The organism is Paenibacillus algorifonticola, assembly GCF_050481745.1.
Classification (GTDB): Bacteria; Bacillota; Bacilli; order Paenibacillales; family Paenibacillaceae; genus Pristimantibacillus; species Pristimantibacillus algorifonticola_A.
Genome location: NZ_JBCNGR010000095.1, coordinates 1 through 6,950, shown reverse-complemented (window position 1 = coordinate 6,950; position 6,950 = coordinate 1). Strand labels below are relative to the sequence as shown.

General features: G+C 51.5%; 2 protein-coding genes. Both read right to left on the bottom strand.

The genetic code is table 11. From position 1 onward, the window contains the following. The coding region (locus ABEW34_RS31770; protein WP_430165842.1) for an SDR family NAD(P)-dependent oxidoreductase at nucleotides 1–5,992 on the bottom strand (5,992 nt) is incomplete at its 3' end. Between the two features lie 28 nt (nucleotides 5,993–6,020). Further along, nucleotides 6,021–6,950, bottom strand: a 930-nt coding sequence (locus tag ABEW34_RS31765) for an acyl carrier protein (protein WP_430165839.1), incomplete at its 5' end; no start/stop codon positions are given.

Genomic DNA, 6,950 nt, shown 5'->3' with positions numbered 1-6,950 from the left:
GCTCTGCTTTCTCCTGAAATAGCTGGCAATAACGGTTCAGCCATTTTTCTTCAATCGCACCCATCTCTTCAGTAGCGGCGGACAAATCAGGACTCTCCGCTAACAGCACCTGCCTGCCTTGATCTCTTAACGCGCTGGCCAAACGGTCAGCAAAGCCTTCGCTTTCCTTGACGATAACCGTCACACCAGCAGCGGGCTCTGCCGAAGAAACGGCTAACCGCGCCTGCTGTTTCCAGCTCATCGTAAAGGAGGCTGGCTGTTTTTTCATATCTTCAGCAGAAGCGTCAACGGAAGCTGCCTTGAGCAAAGCTTGCTTCGCAAACTTGGGAAATTCCGCCCAGCATTTCGTCCTCTCAAACGGATAAACTGGCAGTTGAACTTTGGCGTGGGTCTGTTCCGCATAGAGCTGCTCCCACGGGATATCTGCACCTTGAACATAAAGCTGGCATAGCTGCTTCAGCGCTTCGGTACGCTCCAGCGCGGGGACATTTTCCAATGCCAAGACGGCAAATTCTCCTTCTCGCCCAAGCTCGCTTTTTCTCGTCTCTGTAATGTCGCCTGGGCTGCGAATACTGCGCTCGTCGCTTACCGCTCGGTATTCGCCGTAATAAACACCCTCCATCAGAAGCGGGCTAAAGGTGTCCTGCTCGGCCAAAAGCTTTAGCTTCCTAGACAGGTCAGCCGCATCAGCGACGATCAGGGCAAGGCGGTGCGAATAATGTCCTCTTCCCGTATTCGCCGTATAGCAAATATCAGCAAGTGCCCCGACGTTGCCATCCACAAAGCGGTCAGCATACTGCCCCGCCAACCGTATAAGCGATCCTCTGCTGGCCGCGGACAAGGTCAATAGTTGAGCCGAACCTTTCGACTCCTCTGCTACTTCCGGTGCAGCTGCTTCTGGTCTGTACTCCTCAATAATCATGTGGCAGTTCGTGCCGCTTAGGCCAAAAGAGCTGATCGCCCCTCTCATCGGCTGCTCTTCATTTTCCCATTTTCTTGATTGGGCGTTGATGAACAACGGTGAATCCTGCAGGTCGATTTTCGGATTCGGCGTCTGGAAGTAAAGGGTCGGCGGTATTTCGCGATGCTTGAGCGTCATGACAGCTTTTATAATGGAAGCCATTCCAGCCCCTTCATTCAGATGGCCGATGTTCGACTTAACCGAACCAATTGCACAAAACTGCTTTTTGTCCGTAAAAGTCTCGATTGCCTGCTTCAGCCCGCTGAATTCGATCGGATCGCCAAGCGCAGTACCTGTTCCATGCGCTTCGAAAAAAGCAATCGACTCCGGATGAATGCCCGCTTTCTCCCACGCCCGCGTAATAACGTCCGTCTGTGCAGCTGGATTTGGCGCGGTGATGCCCATCGATGCGCCGTCCTGATTGATGGCGCTCCCTTTAATGACAGCATGGATATGGTCGCCATCCGCTTTGGCTTTGCTAAGCGGCTTGAGTATAATGGCCGCTGTCCCCTCGCCGCTGCCTGAGCCATCGGCGTAGGCGTCGAATGCGCGTGTTTTTCCATCCGTGGATTCAATGCCGATTTTATTGTGCTCATGATCGAGCGGAATGAGAAACAGCTTTACACCGCCAACGATTGCCATATCGCAGTCGCCGCCCCGGATCGCATTGCTCGCCAGATGCACAGCAACTAAGGAGGAGGAGCAGGCGGTATCCACGACCATGGTCGGTCCCTTCAAATCCAGCAAATGGGAAATGCGGCTTGGAAGCATCGCTGATACGTTGCCGACAATAGCTTCAGACATCATGACGGGATCGACATCGGTAAGCATCTTCTGATACGAATCGCGAATAATGTTGGCAAATCCGACATAAATGCCTGTTCGGCTGCCGCGCAGCTTATCTCCCCCATACCCCGCATCCTCAATGGCATGCCACGCCTTCTGCATAAACACCCTCTGGCACGGGTCCGTCAAATTAGCTTCCTTGGGTGATATTCGGAAAAACCGATAATCAAACTCATCAATACCTTCCACAAAAGCGCAGTCCATATAGCCGGGATGTCCATCTGGAGCTTGCCCTATAGCTGCCAGATAATCGTCTGCGTATGCGCGCCGCTCTTGCGGGATAGGCCCTGTGCAATCTACGGCATTGCTGATGTTCGTCCAATATTGGTCAACCGTATCCGCTCCTGGAAACAGCGCGGACATTCCGATTATCGCGATATCATCATCATGGGTAGCAGGAACATGCACAGCAGAGGTACTGCGATTGACTACTTTGTTGACTGCTTTGTTGTCTTCCCTAGTCAAAAATGACGCCAGCTTGGCTATTGAAGCGTATGCAAACAAATCGGCGATGGAGGTTTGTCCCGTGTACCGCTGATCTACAAGCTTATGCAGCCGGTGCAGCTGCACCGAATCTCCACCTAGCTCGAAGAACGTATCGTGAATGCTCAGTTCCTCGTATCCGAGTACTTCCCGGTACAAGCCCGCCAGCGTCTGCTCCACTTCGGAGTAGGTGCCGTTTTTGCTGCCTAACAGCTTCACCTTCGCTTCCTTCATGGGCAGCGGCTTGCTTTGAACAGCCCGCTCACTGCTGCTGTCACTAAACATGATAGCTCGCAGCTTTTCTGGCAAATGGAATACATCTTTGCTGAACAGCTCCAAACCGCTCGGATTAGACGTGTTGACTTCCCCAATTAATACACGGGTGATATCCTTGCTGACGACTTTATCGAAGCCTTGAAGCGCTATTGTTGCGGGCAGCGTTTTGAAAATGCTGTCGATCGTTTCACTCGTTCCTTCTCCCATTCGTGCCCCATCCCAAACGACCCAGTTGATGGAAAGAGCAGGCTTGCCTAGCTTTCTTCTATAATCAGCAAAAGCATCCAGATAGCAGTTTGCAGCTGTATAATCGCCTTGTCCCATCTCGCCAACAAGGGCAACACCTGATGAAAATAAAACAAAGAAGTCGAGCTCATCCTGCTCCGTGACTTTATCTAAAATCCAGGTACCCATCACTTTCGGATTCAGTACTTCCTCGAATACGGCTGTATCCTTGCGGATGAGAAAGCCTCTGCCCGCTACGCCGGCCGCATGGATGACACCATTTATTTTCCCATACGTTTGCCGCAGCCTCCCCATGGTGGCGCTCATTTCGTCCAAGGAGGTAACGTTAAGCGAGATGCACTCTACCTGTGCTCCAGTAGCAGCAATTTCTTGCAGCTTCTTAATGGTGTCATGCAGCTGTGATCCGCCATCCTGCTCCAAATATGAGGGCCAGTCCTCCTGCTTCGGCAGCGGAGTACGGTTTAACAGCGCCAGATTTATTTTCCCTTTGGATGCCAAATGTTTTGCCGTAAGCAGCCCGAGGTTTCCAGCGCCGCCTGTGATGACGTAAACGCCTTCCTCCTTAATGGACACGGGATCATCAGCCAATTGCTCAACATCGGTCTCTTCCATGATTTCTGCAAAGCGCTTGCCATCCCGAAAGGCAATTTGATAGGTCGTTTTGTAGCGGCCCAGCTCTGAAATAACATCGCGGGCAGTTGTCGAAGCATCCATATCTATCGCCTTGCAAGTAATATGCGGGTATTCAATGCCAATGACTTTACCCAAACCGAATAGTGGCGAGTTTTCTGGCTTCAAGCACGCTTCTTCACCGGTAACCCGGTTCACATAGTCGGCTGCGATAATGATTTCATGCTTATGCCCAACGCCGGCACTCAGGAGTGCTTTAGTCAAGTGGAACAAGCTGTACACACCTAAGCTTTGCCTTTCACTTAGCTGCTCTGCCGACATCACCTCATCCGGTCCGTTGCAGCAAAGCAGATGCAGTATTTTCGTAAACTTCACATGTTTAAGTGCTTCCGTCAGTTTGTCGTAATCTTCCTCTTTCTTGCTGATCATGTAGGAGTCCGGGCTAACCACCTGATAGTGTGTCCCCCGTTTAACCTGAATGCAATGAACGCCTTCCTCCTCTAGCTGCTGGGTAAGCTGCTGCCATTCTCCCAAAATAAGGACCGTTTCTCCACGCATGGTGCGGGTGCGTTGATCCGCCGCCTCCTCCATCCACTTCATCGTGTAAAAGAGTGCGTTTGCACGTTCAGCAGGTGCAGACCCTGGAATTTGCAGCCAGCTGCGCTTCCGCTCAAACGGATAAACGGGGATATGCGCCCTTTTGGCTCTGCTTCCTCTGTACATAGCGGACCATCCAATGGCTGCCCCAGCTGTGTACAGCTCTGCGATTTGCCGGAGCAGCTCCGGGTGCTCAAATACGGCAGCGGTTTTCAACTGTTTGACAAGCTGCTCGGCTAGCTGTGCAAAATGTGCATGATCGCCTTCCGGCTTCGCTGTGCCGCAAGAGAGCCAGGGAACATCCAAGCTCTTTAAATGCTGCCGACCTGCGATTAGCTGATGCAGCTTCTGCTTCAGATCCCCGATATCTGCGGCAATAAAAGCAAGACGAAGCGGATGATGATCGCGCCCTGCTGCCAGCGTAAAGCTAATATCCTTAAGGCTCGCCCGATTTTCCCCTTCAAAATATTCGCCCATATGGAGAAGCAGCGTATGCAGCGCTTCCTCGCTTTTTGCCGATAACGGAATGATATAAGACTGCTCTGGCGCGCCAACCACCTGTTCAGCGTTCGCGGGCTGAGCGATATATTCTTCCAGCACGACATGGCAATTGGTACCAGACAAGCCGAATGAGCTGACACCGCAGCGCCTTGGCGCCTCTCCTTGAGCCCATGGCTTCTGTGACGTGTTTATGTATACTGGCGAATCAATAAACGGAATTTGTTTATTTGGCGTCTTAAAGTGAAGGCTTGGCGGAAGCAGCTGATGCTTTAGCGCCAGCGCGGCTTTAATAAGTCCCGCAATTCCTGCACAATCATATAGATGGCCGATATTCGTCTTCACGGACCCGATGGCGCAGAACTGTTTTTTGTCCGTATATTTTGCGAATGCTTTGCTTATTCCTTCGATCTCAATCGGGTCACCGAGCTTAGTCCCCGTACCGTGTGTTTCGATATAGGCAAGCGTTGCTGGATCGATACCCGCTTCCTTCCAAGCCTTATTTAGAACGGCTGTTTGAGCGGACGGATTTGGAGCCGTAATTCCCATGGAAGCGCCATCCTGATTCACCGCACTGCCCTTAATAACGCAATAGATAGAATCGCCGTCGCGCTTAGCTTTGCTAAGGGGCTTAAGCAGAACAACGGCGGCGCCTTCCCCCATTCCCGATCCGTCAGCTTCGTCGTCAAAGGCGCGGGTTTCATCGTCCGTAGACTCGATTCCCAGCTTCGCATGATTTTTGTTTTGCGGAAGCAGGTTAATGCGGACTGCACCAGCAATCGCCATTTCGCAGTCTCCCTTGCGAAGCGCCTGGCAAGCCAGATCGACAGCAATAAGCGAGGATGAACACGCGGTGTCCACCGTCATGCTTGGCCCTTTAAGGTTAAGCAAATAGGAAATCCGGCTCGGAATAATGGAAGACAAATTTCCCGGCATCGCTGCCGATATCAAAGAGGGATCAACGGCTTCAATCATCTCCCGGTATACATAGCTTTCAACGTCTCCGATATGGCCGGCATACACCCCGATGTTGCTGCCAGAAAGCTGCTGCGGCCCATATCCTGCATCTTCAAACACATTCCATGCTGCCTCCAGAAATACACGCTGACGAGGATTCATCAGCAGCGCTTCCTTAGGCGGAATGTTGAAGAATGAATAGTCAAATGCGTCAATATCCTCGAGATAAGCACCGTTTGAGTAAGGAATCTCTGATTTACCAGAAAATCTGACAAACCGATCAGCATCCTCCCGGCGCTTGTCCGGAAATTTCGTGACGCAGCTTACCCCATTTTTAATATTTTGCCAGAACGCCTCTGTATTGCGGGCATTTGGAAAACGCGTATAAATGCCGATGATGGCAATGTCATGGTTGCTCACTTCCTTTATAGCTGCCGTTGGCAGTTCGTCCTGGCTTCTTAGACGCAATTGCGTCAAATCCGGCGATTTCGTCTTCAACTTCATCCCCCTGTTCTTCAGCGGTTCGCTAGACCGAAACCTTATCGCTATTCTTCACGATGTCAGCGAGCAACAGCATGTATTGGGTAAAAAGCTCCTTTATTTTGTGCTCCTTCAGTTTTCGGGAGTTAAAGCTGCACAGCACCTCGACTTGCTCATCGTATTCTGCAAGCTCGATCACAAGATCAAACACTTCAAGCCATTGGCCTTGCGTGGATGAGCCATCAGCATGAATAACGAAGAGCGGCAAAATCCGAAGCTCCTCACTTTGCTGAATGCGATCCAAATCCTTTGCGGCATAGACGGATTCATCGCCGTCCCCATTGTCATCACCATTGCCGTTGCGGGCTTCCAGCTTCGTTGCAGCGAGTTCAATCAGCGTCTCAAAGGAATTCACCTCTGCAAAATCGATGGTCAGCGAGCGGAACTGATTTTCATCAGCCGCCACTTGAACATGAATCGGGTCCTCACCGGATGCCAGCTTCAGCAAATAGAGAAAGCCAGACAACAGGACATGCTTGAGATCCGTCTTCGCCTCATCGGCTATTGCTTGGAGCACCCTGCATGTTTCGCTATCCAGCTCAGCCTCAAAGGCTGAAACGACCTGGCTGCCCTCCTTGTTAAAGTAGGCTTCATCCATACCGACGGATGGCAGGCTTAGACTGCCGCCGCGGTCGATAAACGCGGTCAGCTTAGCGATCGTCGGATATTTGTACAGGTCAGGAACGGATACGCTGCAGCCATGCCATTTTTCCAGCTCATCGGAAAGCTGGGTGAGAATAAGCGAATTGCCTCCGCTTTCATTAAAATGGTCGTGAACACCGAGCTCCCGCCCGAGCAAGTCCTGGCAGAGCCTCAGCAGCATCTGCTCTGTATTTTCGAAGGCAGCCTGCTTGCTCTTGATGCTCTCCATGTCATGAATGATGGAATCGAACTGCCCGCTTGTATATTGCTCACC